The sequence below is a fragment of the Streptomyces sp. NPDC088725 genome, assembly GCF_044751305.1.
In the GTDB taxonomy this organism is placed as follows: Bacteria; Actinomycetota; Actinomycetes; order Streptomycetales; family Streptomycetaceae; genus Streptomyces.
In genome coordinates, this window is sequence record NZ_JBIVLO010000011.1 from 160,793 (window position 1) to 174,569 (window position 13,777).

Sequence of the window (13,777 nt, forward strand, 5' to 3'; positions counted from 1 at the left end):
GAAGGGTCAGCTTCGGGCGCCGCCGAAGGGCGCTGAGGCCGCATATGCTGCGGGGGTCGCGGCAGCCTTCGGCGCGTCCGCGACTGCGGACGGCGCTGCGGGGAAGGCGTACCGGAACATGCCCCGATCCTGGCCGAAGGCACCCGTCCCGTCGAATTGTTTTACGTTCTCAGCCCGTTGCCACTTGTCAGTGAGGCTCCCCCTGATGCTCGACAACGTCGCCCGGACTACTCCGCGGTTCGCTGTCCGTTGCTCGCGAGTGCTGTTCTCGCCCTGGTCACGGTTCACACTTCTCGTCGTCCTGCTGAGCGCGGGGGCGGTGGCTGTGCTGCTGTTCGAGCCGCAGAAGCTGCTGACGGAGGGCCGGCCGCCGCACATCAGCGGGGGCGCGGCGGTGGCGCTGTTCGCCGTCGGGTACGGGGTGTGCGCCGTGGCGTTCGTCCCGCGTCCGCTGCTCAATCTCGCGGCGGGAGCGGTGTTCGGCTCCCAGCTCGGGCTGCTCGCCTCGGTCGTCGGGACCGTCCTGGCGGCCTCGGTCTCGTTCGGGCTCGTCCGTTTCCTCGGGCAGGACGCGCTGCGGCCGCTGGTGCGGGGCCGCTGGCTGAAGGCGGCGGACGGCCAGTTGAGCCGGCACGGTTTCCGGTCGATGATGGCGATCCGGCTCTTCCCCGGGGTGCCGTTCGTCGCCGCCAACTACTGCGCCGCCGTGTCGCGGATGCGCTGGGGGCCCTTCGTACTGGCGACGGGGCTCGGCTCGATCCCCAACACCGCCGCGTATGTGATCGCGGGCAGCGAGGCCTCGTCTCCGACGTCGCCCGCCTTCCTGATCGCGATGGGCTTCATCGTGCTGACGGGACTCGCCGCGGCGGTGGTCGCCTGGTTCAAGCGCGACCGCTTCGGCCCCCGCTGATCACGGGAGCCGCCTGCCGAGCCCGAGGTCGCCGCCGGGCGGTACGGCGGAGAACCGCGCCACGTCCGCGTCCGTGACCTCGGCCAGTTCCTTCGGGGACCAGTGCGGGTCCCGGTCCTTGTCGATGACCTGGGCCCGGATGCCTTCCCGCAGGTCGTGGGTGACGAGCGCGGCGCAGGACGCGCGGTACTCCTGGTCGAGCACCTGCTCCAGCGTGGGCAGTTCGCGGGCGCGGCGAAGCGCGGCGAGGGTCGCCTTGAGGGCGGTGGGTGAGCGGGTCACGAGGGTGCGGGCGGCTTCCGCGGCCGCCCGATGCCCGTGGGTCAGCAGCCGTTCGGTGATCTCCTCGACGGAATCCGCCGCGTAGCAGGCGTCGATCCACGCACGGTCGGCGCCGAGCCCGTCCGCGGGGACGGGGCTCGTGTACGCGCGTACGGTCTCCAGTGGGTCACTGCCGGGCGCCGCGAGCGCGGTGAGCAGGTCAGGCAGCCGGTCCGCGCCGACGAAGTGGTCCGCGAGCCCGCACAGTACGGCGTCCCCCGCCCTCATCAGGGCGCCGGTGAGGGCGAGATGGGTGCCCAGCTCGCCCGGGGCCCGCGACAGCAGGTAGGTGCCACCCACGTCGGGGACCAGGCCGATGCCGGTCTCCGGCATGGCGACGACGGAGCGTTCGGTGACGATCCGTACGCTCCCGTGCGCCGAGACACCGACACCGCCGCCCATCACGATGCCGTCCATCAGCGCGATGTACGGCTTGGGGTAACGGGCGATGCGGGCGTTGAGGCGGTACTCGTCACGCCAGAAGGCCGCCGAGGCACCGCCGCCCGTACGCGCGTCCTCGTGGATCGCGCGGATGTCGCCGCCCGCGCACAGCCCGCGTGTCCCCGCTCCGTCGATGACGACGGCCGCGACGCGTCCGTCCCGCTCCCACTCCGTGAGGGCCGCGTCGATCGCGGTCACCATGGGGTGGGTGAGTGCGTTGAGCGCGCGGGGCCGATTCAGCGTGATACGGGCCGTGCGGCCGGCGAGGCCGCACAGCACCGGTTCTTCGTGGGCCATCTCGCGCGGGTCCTTCCCTGGTCGTGACGGCGTGCCGCCGTACCGTTCCGGGCCGTTCAGGCGTTCCCGGTGCCCGTTCCCGGCAGGTCGAGCGCCTCGATGATCCGGTCGGCCGCGAGCGTCGGGGTGAGGGTTCCTTCCCGTACCCGCTGTTCGAGTCCGGGGGTGAGCCGCTTGACTCCTGGGTGCTCGCGCAGCCGGTCGAGCAGGTGGTCGCGGACCATCGTCCAGGTCCAGTCGACCTGTTGGTCGCGCCGCTTGCGTTCGAGGCGGCCGTCCGCGCCGAGGACCGCGCGGTGCTGCTCCAGGCGCTCCCAGAGGACGTCGAGCCCACTGCCCTCACGGCCGCTGCAACTGAGCACCGGTGGTGTCCAGGCCGCGTCCGCTGGGTGCATCAGCCGCAGTGCGCCCGCGAGTTCACGTGCGGCGGAGCGCGCGTCGCGTTCGTGCGAACCGTCCGCCTTGTTGATGGCGATGACGTCCGCCAGCTCCAGGACGCCCTTCTTGATGCCCTGGAGCTGGTCGCCCGTGCGTGCGAGGGAGAGCAGCAGGAAGGTGTCGACCATGTTGGCGACGGCGGTCTCCGACTGGCCGACGCCGACGGTCTCGACGAGGACGACGTCGTAGCCCGCGGCCTCCATCACGACGATGGTCTCGCGGGTCGCCTTGGCCACGCCGCCCAGTGTGCCCGCGGTGGGCGAGGGCCGGACGAACGCGGCCGGGTCGACGGCCAGGCGTTCCATCCGGGTCTTGTCGCCCAGGATGGAACCGCCGGTCCTGCTGGACGACGGGTCGACGGCCAGCACCGCCACCCGGTGGCCGAGGCCGGTGAGCATCGTTCCGAGCGCGTCGATGAAGGTCGACTTGCCCACGCCGGGGACACCGCTGACGCCGATCCTGCGGGCCTTTCCGGCGTGCGGCAGCAGCTCGGTCAGCAGGTGCTGGGCGAGCGCGCGGTGGTCGGGCCTGGTCGATTCGACCAGGGTGATGGCGCGGGCGATGTACGAACGGGAGCCGTCCAGAACGCCCTTGACGTAGCTGTCGATGTCGATCCGCGGTGGCACGCGCTCACCGCTCATGACCGAGTGAGTGGGCGAGCGCCTTCAGCAGATCCTGCGCGGCCTCCGGGATGACCGTGCCGGGCGGGAAGACCGCGGCGGCGCCGGCCCGGTGCAGTTCCTCTATGTCCGAGGGCGGGATCACTCCGCCGACGACGATCATGATGTCCTCGCGCCCCTCGGCGGCGAGCTGTTCGCGCAGCGCCGGTACGAGCGTGAGGTGCCCGGCGGCCAGCGACGAGACGCCCACGATGTGCACGTCCGCCTCGACCGCCTGCCGCGCCACCTCGGCCGGCGTCTGGAACAGCGGGCCGACGTCGACGTCGAAGCCCAGGTCGGCGAAGGCGGTGGCGATCACCTTCTGGCCCCGGTCGTGGCCGTCCTGGCCCATCTTGGCGACCAGGATGCGCGGCCTGCGGCCCTCGGCCTGCTCGAACTCCTCGACGGCGGTGCGGGTGACGTCCACGGCCGGTGAACTCCCTGCCTCGTTGCGGTACACACCGGAGATCGTACGGATCTGGCCCGCGTGCCGCCCGTACACCTTCTCCAGGGCGTCGGAGATCTCGCCGACGGTCGCCATCGCGCGCGCCGCGTTCACCGCGAGGGCGAGCAGATTGCCTTCGAGTCCGGGGGTGGAACCGGCCTCGGCCGCCGCGGTGAGCGCGCGCAAGGCGTCCTGGCAGGCCTGTTCGTCGCGTTCCTCGCGCAGCCGGCGCAGCTTCTCGATCTGCTGGGCGCGCACGGACGAGTTGTCGACCTTGAGCACGTCGATCTTCTCGTCGGTCTCGACGCGGTACTTGTTCACGCCGATGACGGGCTGGCGCCCGGAGTCGATCCGCGCCTGGGTACGGGCCGCGGCCTCCTCGACGCGCATCTTGGGGATGCCCGCGTCGATGGCCTTGGCCATGCCGCCCGCGGCCTCGACCTCCTCTATGTGCTGCCAGGCGCGCCTGGCGAGGTCGTACGTCAGCTTCTCGACGTACGCGCTGCCGCCCCAGGGGTCGATGACCCGGCAGGTCCCCGACTCCTGCTGGAGCAGCAGCTGGGTGTTGCGGGCGATGCGGGCGGAGAAGTCGGTGGGCAGGGCCAGCGCCTCGTCGAGGGCGTTGGTGTGCAGCGACTGGGTGTGGCCCTGGGTGGCCGCCATGGCCTCGACGCAGGTGCGGGTGACGTTGTTGAAGACGTCCTGCGCGGTCAGCGACCAGCCCGAGGTCTGCGAATGGGTGCGCAGTGAAAGCGACTTGGGGTTCTTCGGGTCGAACTTCTTGACCAGTCTGGCCCACAGCAGCCGGGCCGCGCGCAACTTGGCGATCTCCATGAAGAAGTTCATGCCGATCGCCCAGAAGAACGAGAGCCGGGGCGCGAACGCGTCGACGTCGAGGCCGACATCGAGCCCGGCGCGCAGGTACTCCACACCGTCGGCGAGGGTGTAGGCCAGCTCCAGGTCGGCCGTGGCCCCCGCTTCCTGGATGTGATAGCCGGAGATCGAGATGGAGTTGTAGCGGGGCATCTTCTGCGAGGTGTACGCGAAGATGTCGGAGATGATCCGCATCGACGGAGTCGGCGGATAGATGTAGGTGTTGCGGACCATGAACTCTTTGAGGATGTCGTTCTGGATGGTCCCCGCCAGCTTCTCCGGCGGTACGCCCTGCTCCTCGGCCGCCACGATGTACAGGGCGAGTACGGGCAGTACGGCGCCGTTCATCGTCATCGACACGCTCATCCGGTCGAGCGGGATGCCGTCGAAGAGCTGACGCATGTCGTAGATCGAGTCGATGGCCACGCCCGCCATGCCGACGTCACCGGTCACCCGGGGATGGTCGCTGTCGTAACCGCGGTGCGTGGGCAGATCGAAGGCGACCGAGAGGCCCTTCTGCCCGGCCGCGAGGTTGCGCCGGTAGAAGGCGTTGGACTCCTCGGCCGTGGAGAAGCCCGCGTACTGCCGGATCGTCCAGGGCTGGTTGACGTACATCGTCGGGTACGGGCCGCGCAGGTAGGGCGCGGTGCCCGGGTACGTGGCGAGGAAGTCGAGGCCCTTCAGGTCCTGTTCGGTGTACAGCGGCTTGACGGCGATGCCTTCCGGGGTCTCCCACGACAGTTCGCCGTCGGACGCCCCGGTGTTCTCCTTGAGCGCGGTACGCCACTGCTCCTCGGTGACGGCAGCGTCCGCCGCGCCGTCGCCGAGTTCGATCTCGGAGAAGTCCGGGATCCCCATCACGCCACTCCCATCCGGTCGAGGACGGAGGTGAGGACGGCGACCGCGTCGCCGCCCGCGACGACGAACTCGTCGACCCCGGCCTGTAGATATGTCTCACGCTGTTCGCCCGGGCGCCCGGCGAGGAACACCAGCTGGGCCCCCGCGGACTTGAGTGCCCGCGCGACGGGCTCCGCCTGCTCGGCGTAGAGCGCGTCGCTGGAGCAGATGCAGGCGACCGCGGCGCCGCTGCGGGTGAAGGCACCGGCGGCCGTGTCCGCGTCCACCGACACCGGGTCGTGGACGGGCTCGATACCGCCGGCCTGGAAGAGGCTGCTGACGAACGTGGCGCGCGCGGTGTGCGCGGCGGCCGGGCCGAGCGCGGCCAGGAAGACCTTCGGGCGCGCGCCGGTGGCGGCGAGATGCGCGTCGGAGCGGGCCCTCAGCGCCTCGTACGCCTCGTCCCTGCGCACGACCGGCAGACCGCCCGAGGGGACCTCGGGGGCCGGGTCGCGCTCCACGGGGGCCTGCGCGAGCTGCGGGAACTCGCTGACACCGGTGATGGGTTCGCGGCGCCTGGCCAGTTGCTCGGAGCGGCGCTTCCAGGTGGCCGCGAGCCGTTCGCCGACGAGTCCGTCACGCAGGGCGGCGCGCTGGCCTCCGGCGCGCTCGATCTCCTGGAACCAGGCCCAGGCGGTGTGGGCGAGTTCGTCGGTGAGCTGTTCCACGTACCAGGAGCCGCCCGCCGGGTCGACGACCCGGCCGAGGTGGGACTCCTCCACCAGGATCGTCGAGGTGTTGCGGGCGATCCTGCGGGCGAAGTCGTCGGGCAGCCCGAGGGCGTGGTCGAAGGGCAGTACGGTCACGGCGTCGGCGCCGCCGACCCCCGCGGCCAGTGAGGCGACCGTGGTGCGGAGCATGTTCACCCACGGGTCGCGCCTGCTCATCATCACCGGTGAGGTCACGGCGTGCTGGCGCTGCGCGCCGCCCGCGGACCCGGCCCCGCACACCTGCGCCACGCGCGCCCACAGCCGCCGCGCGGCGCGCAGCTTGGCGATGGTCAGGAACTGGTCGGCAGTGGCCGCGTACCTGAACTCGATCTGCGCGCAGGCCGCTTCGGCGGAAAGGCCGGCGGCGGTGAGATCACGCAGCCAGCCCACGCCGGTGGCGAGGGAGCAGCCCAGTTCCTGCGCGTCCGAGCCACCGGCCTCGTGGTACGGCAGCGCGTCCACGGTGATGGCGCGCAGTCCGGGGCGGTCCCGGTGGCAGAGCAGGGCGAGTTCGACGGCTTCTTCGGTGTGGCCGGCGGTTTCCCGTCCGGTACGCGCGAGCAGTCCGACCGGATCGGCGCCCAGCGTGCCGCGCGCCTGCTCGCGGACCACTTCGCGCTCGTCGTACAGCCGCAGCAACTCCCGCGCGGCCGGGCCGAATGCGTCACCCGCGTCGAGCGCGACCGGGGCCAGGTCGAGGTAGACGCCGGCGAGCGCCCTGCCGAGTCCGGACACCGGCACCCCGGCGGAGCCGACCGCGATCCAGAGGGAGGCGACCCCGTTCTCCAGGTCGGCGAGCACCGCCTCGTTCGTCCGTGCGGGGTCGGGCCGCGTATGGCGCTGGCGTACGTCCCAGCCCGAGACCGTGGCACCCTCGGGGCGGCTCCCGCGCGTGAACGGCGCGAACCCCGGGTAGCCGGTGTCGGGCGAGACATCCGCGGCGGTGTAGAGCGGGCGGGTGGCGAACCCGTCAGGGAGCGTGGTGGAGAGCGCCTCCACCGCCGCCGCGCCCGAGACGTCCCGACCCGACTTGCGCAGAACGCCCGCTACCAGGCTCTGCCACTGTTCATGGGTCGCGTCAGGGAACTCGGCTGCCAGGGAAAGGCCGTCGTCAGGCAGGACCGTCATGGTCCCGATGCTAGAGCAGACGGTTCCCGGCGCTTCTGGGGCGGCGCCGGAATCAGGGGTCTCTACGGGTCGGAACTAGGGGTCGGCCGGCGCAAAGCGGAGCCGACGTGAGCCGGGCGCGCGCCTCTCCATATGATCGGAGCGAGCATTGCCTGATCTGATCGCCCGTCTGCCCCCTGTCCGCCCCTCAGTCCGCCACCGCGCCGCGGCTCCGCCGGCCGGCGCATGATGATTCCTTGGATGGCGTAGTACCTCATGTCTTGGTTCGAATCCTTCATCCTCGGGCTTGTGCAGGGGCTGACCGAGTTCCTGCCCATCTCGTCCAGCGCGCATCTGCGGCTGACGGCCGCTTTCGCCGGCTGGCACGACCCGGGCTCCGCCTTCACCGCGATCACTCAGATCGGCACCGAGGCCGCCGTCCTGATCTACTTCCGCAAGGACATCGTCACCATCGTCTCGGCCTGGTTCCGCTCGCTGACGAACAAGGCGATGCGACAGAACCACGACGCGCAGATGGGCTGGCTGGTCATCGTCGGCTCGATTCCGATCGGCGTGCTCGGTGTCACGCTCAAGGACCAGATCGAGGGTCCGTTCCGTGATCTGCGCCTCATCGCCTCCACGCTGATCGTGATGGGCATCATCCTCGGTGTCGCCGACCGCCTCGCGGCCCGTGACGAGACGGGCCGCAAGCACCGGGCGAGCAGGGAACGCAAGTCGCTGAAGGATCTGGGCGTCAAGGACGGCCTGATCTTCGGTTTCTGCCAGGCCATGGCCCTCGTTCCTGGCGTGTCCCGCTCGGGCGCCACCATCAGCGGCGGTCTGCTGATGGGCTACACCCGCGAGTCCGCGGCGCGCTACTCCTTCCTCCTCGCCGTCCCCGCCGTCCTGGCTTCCGGGGTGTTCGAGCTGAAGGACGCGGGCGAGAGCCACACGTCGTGGCCGCCGACCATCTTGGCCACGGTGGTCGCGTTCGTCGTGGGTTATGTGGTCATCGCATGGTTCATGAAATTCATTACCACGAAGAGTTTCATGCCGTTCGTGATCTACCGGATCCTGCTCGGCATCGCGCTGTTCATCCTGGTCGGAGCCGGTGTGCTGAGCCCGCACGCCGGTGAGTCGGCCGGCTGAGGCCGCGCTTCCCGCTCCGTACGAAAGGCCCGGCGCTCCACGCGCCGGGCCTTTCCCGTACCCGGCACGACCGGGTGGGTCCGGCGGACCGCTCACCGGGCAGCGGGCACCGTCCGGTCCTACGGTGGGAGGGGGCAGGGATCGCACCTACCGAGGAGCAGTAATGGCCGACGACGGCGCCATGGACAAGATGAAGGGCAAGGCCAAGGAGATGACCGGGAAGGCCACCGGGGACCGCCGCAAGGAGTCCGAGGGCAAGACCGATCAGACCAAGGGCAAGGCGAAGAGCACCATGGACGACGCGGGCGACCGTGCCAAGGGCATGAAGGACTCCCTGAAGCACGACGACAGCTGAGCCCCGTGGTGACCGGGCCCCCGCCACGATCGTGAGTTCCAGCGATCGGCGGGGGCCCGGCCGTTCGCGGAACAGGGCTCGGCCACACACTCGCGCCTCCACGTTTTCATTACGGATCAGTCACTAAAAGCGCATACCCCTCGGCCGGCTCAACCACCACGGCTACGGTCATCCCTCTCGAACTACCCATAGGGGGACGTGTGTCGTACCAGCCGCAGTGGGGCCAGTGGGCTCAGCCGCCCGCAGGACCGAATCCCTACGCCGGGTCCCCGGCCGGGCGGCCGAAGTGGACGCGGAAGCGGGTTCTCTTCCCCGCGGCGGGTCTGCTGTTCGCACTCGGAATCGGCCTGGGGGCGGCCGACGATCCGGCCCGGGCGGAGCAGGCGGCGAGCGTGAAACCGATCCCGGCGGCGACCGTCACGGCCACGACGACCGCCTCCGCGACACCCCTGCCCGCGGTCACCGAAACGGTCACGGCCAAGCCGCGACCGGCGCCGACCGTCACGGAGACCAAGACGGTCCGCGTCACGGTCGCCCCGGCGGCCGGCGGGGGAAGCGGAACATCCGGCGGCTCGGGATCCGGGTCCGGCTCGGGCTCCGGCAGCGGGGGCGGGGGCGGGGGCGGCTCGGCGTACTACGCGAACTGCTCCGCCGCCCGCGCCGCGGGGGCCGCCCCGGTCCATGCCGGGGACCCCGGCTACGGGCGCCACCTCGACCGGGACGGAGACGGCGTCGGCTGCGAATAGCCGCGCGGCGCCGGACCGCCTCCATCAGCCGGCCCGGCAACAAGAACGCCCCCTCCGTACGGAGGGGGCGTGTCGCTGCTCGACCGTGTCGGCCGAGGGGGTCGTACCCGGGACGGCTCCGAGGGCGGGGCATCGTGCGGACCAGTGGGGCGCGGCGGCGCGTCCCGGGCGGTGGTCCCCGCGCAGTGGTTCATGAAATGGGTCACCCCCGAAACGTTTCCCGCCGTTCGCGGTCCACCGGGTTCCGCTCAGCCTCGGCCTGTTCTTCCTGGTCGGAGCCGGTGTGCTGAGCCCGCCCGCGAAACGGATCCACCGGTCGGCCGAGAAACGGGCAGGGATTCGGCCTGAATGTGAGCAAGAACGCTCACGGAACGGTCACCGGATGCCACTCTCTGCCCATAGGCTCTGTCGCATGTCCTCTACTTCCGCATCCGCTTCCGCGGGTTCCAGCGCCGTTGTGGCCAACGACCGCATTCGCGCGCTCGTCGACTCCACGGACGCCACCGAAGGTACGTGGCCTGCCGACGCGTACGAGATCCTCCTGCTGGAGTGGGCCGCGGCCGTACATCCGCAGGTCGACGAAGCCGCTTAGGCAGAAGCCTGCCAGCGGTGCGACACCCCCGGGGGGTGTCATCCACCCCTCGGAAGCGCTTCGCCGCCCCTCCCGCGCCGCGTGAGCACCCGCTGCGTCGCGGAGAACGCCCGCCCCACGCGATGGGCGCGCAGCGCCGCGCGGGCCGCGTTGGCGCCGGGTGCGCCGTGGACTCCGCCTCCGGGGTGGGCGCTGGCCGAGGCGAGATAGAGATTCGGCACGGGGGTCTCGGGACGTCCGGTGCCGGGCGTCGGCCGGAAGACCAGCTGCTGGTGCAAGTTGGTCGTGCCCGAGTTGATCGCCCCGCCGCGCAGGTTCGCGTCCATGGCTTCCAGCGTGGGCGGCGCGAGGATGCGCCGGGCGACGATGTGGCCCCGGAAGCCCGGCGCGTACCGCTCGACCTGCGCCTCGACCCGGTCCGCCATCGCCTCCTGCTCCCGCTCGTCCCAGATTCCGCTGATCCTGTCCGGGCCCGCGTCTGCTTTGATCCGCTGCGGCAGATGGGTGTAGGCCCACGCGGACTCCGTGCCCGCCGGTGAGCGTCCGGCGTCCGCCGTGGTCATCTGGCCCAGCAGGACGAAGGGTTCGTCGGGCACCCGGCCCATGGAGATCTGCGCCGCGAACCGGGTCAGGCGGTCCACTCCGTCGGCCAGATGAACGGTTCCCGCGGTCCTGGCCTCGTTCGCCGTCCACGGGATGGGTCCGTCGAGTGCCCAGTCGACCTTGAACGTGGCGAAGTCCCAGTGGAAGCGCCGCAGATCCTCGAAGACCCTGTCGGGCAGGTGCTTGGCGTCGACCAGCCTGGTGTACAGGTCCGGGGCGGTGACATCCGCCAGTACGGCCTTGCGCGCCGCGATCCCCTCACCGCTCGCGGTACGGACCCCCACCGCGCGGCCACCCCTGACGACGACGTCCGTGACCCGTTCCCCGCAGCGCACGCTCCCGCCCCGCCGTTCCAGACGCCGTACGAGGGCCCCCGTCAGCTCGCCCGAGCCACCGGCGGGCACCGGGAACCCGTAGGTCTGCGCGAGCATGGACATCATCCAGCCGAAGCCGCCGCTGCCCGCGGCCTCGGGCGCGAGATCGGCGTGCAGCGCGTTGCCCGCCAGGAGGAGTCTGCCGCCCTCGCCGCTGAACTCCTCCTCGCCGAGCCGCCGCACCGGCAGCATCATGGTGCGCGCGAGCCGCAGCGCTCCCCCGCCGCGCAGCCGCCCGGCCAGCCGCGCCCCGGCGAGTACCGGCGGAAAGGGGGTGAACACCGCTCCCAGCAGGCTGCCGCCAAGACGGTCCCACACCCCGCAGAGCCGTTCCCACACCGCGCCGTCGCCCGGGGCGAACGCGTCGAGCGCGGCCGCGGTCGCGTGCCGGTCGTGGTCGATGACCGCACAGCGGCCGTCCAACAGCGGATGGGCCAGCACTCGTGGGGCCTGGCACCAGCGCAGTCCTTCCTTTTCGAGGTCGAGCGCGGCGATCACCGGTGAGGCGGCGGCCAGTGGATAGAAGGCGCTGAACACGTCGCTGACGTAGTCCGGGTGAACCCCCCGGTCGCTGCGCAGGGCGCCGCCCGGCTCGTTCTGCGCCTCCAGCACCTGCACGCTCCAGCCCGCGTCGGCGAGCAGATTGGCGGCGACGAGACCGTTGGGTCCCGCGCCGATCACCACGGCGTCAGGCATACTCCGGCTCCGTTCTGAGGTCGGCAGGCGTTCCTGGTCGTCAGGCCCGCGAGCACGTCGTGCGTCCGGCCGCGCGTGCGCGCCGTGCGTGTACGTCCGGCCCGCAATCGCGCCGAGCGTCAGGTCTGCGCGTACGACTGGTCGGGCATGTCTTCGGCCACCCGCGCCAGCCGGGCGAGCATGCTGCGGTGCCGTACCTGGAGCAGGGCGTCGACGGCCGCGTTGTGGAGCAGACCGCCGGGACCGCGCAGCGGATGCTCGTCCACGATGACCAGCGTGTTGTCGCCCCAGGGACGGACATCGATGGCGATGCGCGCCGTGCCGAGCGGGCCGCTGTAGGCCTCGAGTTCGAGGGACCGGGGCGGTTCACAGCGGCGTACGACGGTGTAACCGCCGACCGTCCACGGCCCGAGCGTCACCGCGTACTCGATCTTCGATCCGAGCCGGGGCCACTGGCCGTCGCGCGGGCGGGTCCGTGACGTACCCACGACCCAGTCCGCGTAGCGGTTGCCGTCCTCAAGGACCGCCCAGACGACCGCCGGAGGCCTTTTGATCAATTGGTGCCGTACCGCCATGCGTTCCTCCACGGACTGCCCGCGGTGGGAGCCGCCGGACTCCGGGCCAGTTTCACACCACTTTTCAGCGGCAGCGACCGCGATTGACCCGGTAGGGGACCACGGAAAAGCTTCCGCGCTCCTCTAAGGGCTGTCCCGTAAATGATCCGCAAACTGTGTCGGGCGCCTGGTCGCCCGCGCGGCTGGCTCGCCGATACGGCGCCTGTGTCGGCTGCTGGCAGGTGGCAGCACGAAGATCCGATTACTTAGCTCGATCGAGTCCGATAGATCAGATTCGGTCGAGCGGTAGACCGGCGGCCTGGATGATCTTGTGCAAGGCGCCTGTCAATTTGGGGCAAACTGCGGCTCCGGGGCGTCTTCTGCCGATTCTGGAGGATCGATGCGACACCCTGTCTCCCGTCTGCGCACGCGCGCGCTGGCGGTCGGGCTCGCCCTGACTGCGGCCACCCTCGTACCCGCGGGCTCCGCTGATGCGGCTGCTCAGTACCAGTGGGCCGCGCTGGGCGACTCGTACACCGCCGGCGGCTTCGTCGGGGACCCGCAGCCCGCGCTCGGTGATGAGGCTCGGGACGGCTGCGACCGCACCACCGGCGCCTACCCCGGTCTTGTCGAGCGGGAACTCGACGAGTTCCCGCCGGGTAAGCCCGTCCACCTGACCAATGTCAGCTGCGGCAACGCCACCATCGACAACATCGCCAACACCAAGCAGGCGCCGATCAGTCCGGTCCAGCCCCCCGCCGGCGGCTGGAAAGCAGTTGACCCGCAGATCAAGCGGGCCAACCTGAACGACGGAACCGACGTCGTTACCATCGGCATCGGCGGCAACAGCCTGCCCTTCGGCGGCATGCTCCTCAAGTGCCTCGAACTGGGCCCGAAGCCCGGCGAGTCCTGCCGCGAGCACTACACCAACCCGCCCGCCGGCGAGGAGAGCATCCAGGACAAGCTCGCCCGCGTCCAGGACGAGTACATCGACATGCTGGCCAAAGTGCACGAGGCCGCACCCAACGCCAAGGTGATCACCGTCGGCTACCCGGCCGTCCTGCCGGACGAGGCCAGCGCCTGCAACCGCCTCTCCCTCACCGAGCTGGGCTCGATCAAGCACGCCGACATCGACTGGCTCCGTGACAACGTCCTCAAGCCGCTGAACAGCACCATCCAGCGAGTCTCCTCGTTCTTCGGCGACCGCTACGTCGACGTCTACTCCTCCAGCGTGGGCCACGACGCCTGCCAGCCCGCAGGCACCAAGTGGGTCGAGGGGATCTGCGGCGACGCCGAGGACTACTGGCCCACCAAGCTCGCCGGCACCGCGCTGAACTGTGGCCTCATCAACAAGCGCGTCACCCTGGTTCACCCCAATGGCGGGGGATACGCCAACACCGCCGCACACGTCGAACGAGCCATCCGCATCGCTCTCCTCGAACGCTGACCGACCGCCCACCGGCGCCGGTGCCCCAGCCCGCGGCCCTTCGCGGACCGGGGCACTGGCCAACCGCGCGCCAGGCGTCGCTCAGCGGGTGAGCCGGGCGGCGTAGGCGACCAGAGGTCGTGTTCGCTGCGAGACTTGGGCTGGGCCCTCCGTCCGTCCCTGA

Annotated in this window: 12 protein-coding genes; 6 read left to right on the top strand and 6 right to left on the bottom strand. The window is 71.0% G+C overall.

Translation table 11 applies throughout. The features are described from left to right. Window positions 1–205 precede the first annotated feature (205 nt). Window positions 206–910: a TVP38/TMEM64 family protein gene (locus ACIP6N_RS25325; protein WP_401819121.1), complete on the top strand. Its 705-nt coding sequence runs from the start codon at window positions 206–208 to the stop codon at window positions 908–910. Here the strand turns inward: ACIP6N_RS25325 and ACIP6N_RS25330 are convergent, their stop codons facing one another. Genes ACIP6N_RS25330 through ACIP6N_RS25345 form a run of 4 tightly spaced genes read right to left on the bottom strand, consistent with a single transcriptional unit; the run spans window position 911 to window position 7,119 of the window. After that, on the bottom strand, window positions 911–1,969 hold the full coding sequence (locus ACIP6N_RS25330) for an enoyl-CoA hydratase/isomerase family protein (protein ID WP_401819123.1): 1,059 nt from the start codon (window positions 1,967–1,969) through the stop codon (window positions 911–913). It abuts the gene before it with no gap. A 56-nt stretch (window positions 1,970–2,025) separates the two neighbouring features. Continuing rightward, complete coding sequence (gene meaB / locus ACIP6N_RS25335; protein WP_401819271.1) at window positions 2,026–3,033, bottom strand: methylmalonyl Co-A mutase-associated GTPase MeaB; 1,008 nt, start codon at window positions 3,031–3,033, stop codon at window positions 2,026–2,028. A gap of 4 nt (window positions 3,034–3,037) precedes the next feature. After that, on the bottom strand, window positions 3,038–5,242 hold the full coding sequence (gene scpA / locus ACIP6N_RS25340) for a methylmalonyl-CoA mutase (RefSeq protein ID WP_401819125.1): 2,205 nt from the start codon (window positions 5,240–5,242) through the stop codon (window positions 3,038–3,040). Further along, entirely contained in the window at window positions 5,242–7,119 is a 1,878-nt protein-coding gene (locus ACIP6N_RS25345; protein ID WP_401819128.1) for a methylmalonyl-CoA mutase family protein, read from the bottom strand. Before ACIP6N_RS25345 ends, scpA begins: the two co-directional genes overlap by 1 nt. A 255-nt stretch (window positions 7,120–7,374) precedes the next feature. Between ACIP6N_RS25345 and ACIP6N_RS25350 the strand changes: the two genes are divergently transcribed. The 4 genes from ACIP6N_RS25350 (at window position 7,375) to ACIP6N_RS25365 (ending at window position 9,940) form a co-directional block, all read left to right on the top strand. Beyond that, window positions 7,375–8,247 carry an undecaprenyl-diphosphate phosphatase gene (locus tag ACIP6N_RS25350; RefSeq protein ID WP_401819130.1) on the top strand — a complete coding sequence of 291 codons (873 nt, stop codon included), beginning with the start codon at window positions 7,375–7,377 and terminating at the stop codon, window positions 8,245–8,247. Window positions 8,248–8,410: 163 nt separating this feature from the next. Continuing rightward, window positions 8,411–8,602 (top strand): CsbD family protein, encoded by a 192-nt coding sequence (locus ACIP6N_RS25355; RefSeq protein ID WP_401819133.1) that lies wholly within the window; start codon window positions 8,411–8,413, stop codon window positions 8,600–8,602. A gap of 200 nt (window positions 8,603–8,802) precedes the next feature. Further along, window positions 8,803–9,348, top strand: coding sequence for an excalibur calcium-binding domain-containing protein (locus tag ACIP6N_RS25360; RefSeq protein ID WP_401819135.1), 546 nt, complete (start codon window positions 8,803–8,805; stop codon window positions 9,346–9,348). 412 nt (window positions 9,349–9,760) lie between these two features. Continuing rightward, window positions 9,761–9,940: a hypothetical protein gene (locus ACIP6N_RS25365; RefSeq protein ID WP_401819137.1), complete on the top strand. Its 180-nt coding sequence runs from the start codon at window positions 9,761–9,763 to the stop codon at window positions 9,938–9,940. Between the two features lie 38 nt (window positions 9,941–9,978). Here ACIP6N_RS25365 and ACIP6N_RS25370 read toward each other — a convergent pair whose 3' ends face one another. Continuing rightward, window positions 9,979–11,613, bottom strand: a complete 1,635-nt coding sequence (locus ACIP6N_RS25370; protein WP_401819139.1) for a phytoene desaturase family protein — start codon at window positions 11,611–11,613, stop codon at window positions 9,979–9,981. Window positions 11,614–11,732: 119 nt separating this feature from the next. Next, a complete protein-coding gene (locus tag ACIP6N_RS25375) occupies window positions 11,733–12,188 on the bottom strand; it encodes an SRPBCC family protein (protein WP_401819141.1) in 456 nt (151 codons plus the stop codon). Window positions 12,189–12,567: 379 nt separating this feature from the next. Here ACIP6N_RS25375 and ACIP6N_RS25380 point away from each other — a divergent pair, with 379 nt between their 5' ends. Continuing rightward, complete coding sequence (locus ACIP6N_RS25380; protein ID WP_401819143.1) at window positions 12,568–13,614, top strand: SGNH/GDSL hydrolase family protein; 1,047 nt, start codon at window positions 12,568–12,570, stop codon at window positions 13,612–13,614. Window positions 13,615–13,777 lie beyond the last annotated feature (163 nt).

Coding starts and splice junctions, on each gene's coding strand:
- ACIP6N_RS25350 (WP_401819130.1), top strand. CDS start 7,375: ATGTCTTGGTTCGAATCCTTCATCCTCGGGCTTGTGCAGGGGCTGACC.
- ACIP6N_RS25330 (WP_401819123.1), bottom strand. CDS start 1,969: ATGGCCCACGAAGAACCGGTGCTGTGCGGCCTCGCCGGCCGCACGGCC.
- ACIP6N_RS25370 (WP_401819139.1), bottom strand. CDS start 11,613: ATGCCTGACGCCGTGGTGATCGGCGCGGGACCCAACGGTCTCGTCGCC.
- ACIP6N_RS25355 (WP_401819133.1), top strand. CDS start 8,411: ATGGCCGACGACGGCGCCATGGACAAGATGAAGGGCAAGGCCAAGGAG.
- ACIP6N_RS25375 (WP_401819141.1), bottom strand. CDS start 12,188: ATGGCGGTACGGCACCAATTGATCAAAAGGCCTCCGGCGGTCGTCTGG.
- ACIP6N_RS25365 (WP_401819137.1), top strand. CDS start 9,761: ATGTCCTCTACTTCCGCATCCGCTTCCGCGGGTTCCAGCGCCGTTGTG.
- scpA (WP_401819125.1), bottom strand. CDS start 5,242: ATGGGGATCCCGGACTTCTCCGAGATCGAACTCGGCGACGGCGCGGCG.
- ACIP6N_RS25345 (WP_401819128.1), bottom strand. CDS start 7,119: ATGACGGTCCTGCCTGACGACGGCCTTTCCCTGGCAGCCGAGTTCCCT.
- ACIP6N_RS25325 (WP_401819121.1), top strand. CDS start 206: ATGCTCGACAACGTCGCCCGGACTACTCCGCGGTTCGCTGTCCGTTGC.
- ACIP6N_RS25380 (WP_401819143.1), top strand. CDS start 12,568: ATGCGACACCCTGTCTCCCGTCTGCGCACGCGCGCGCTGGCGGTCGGG.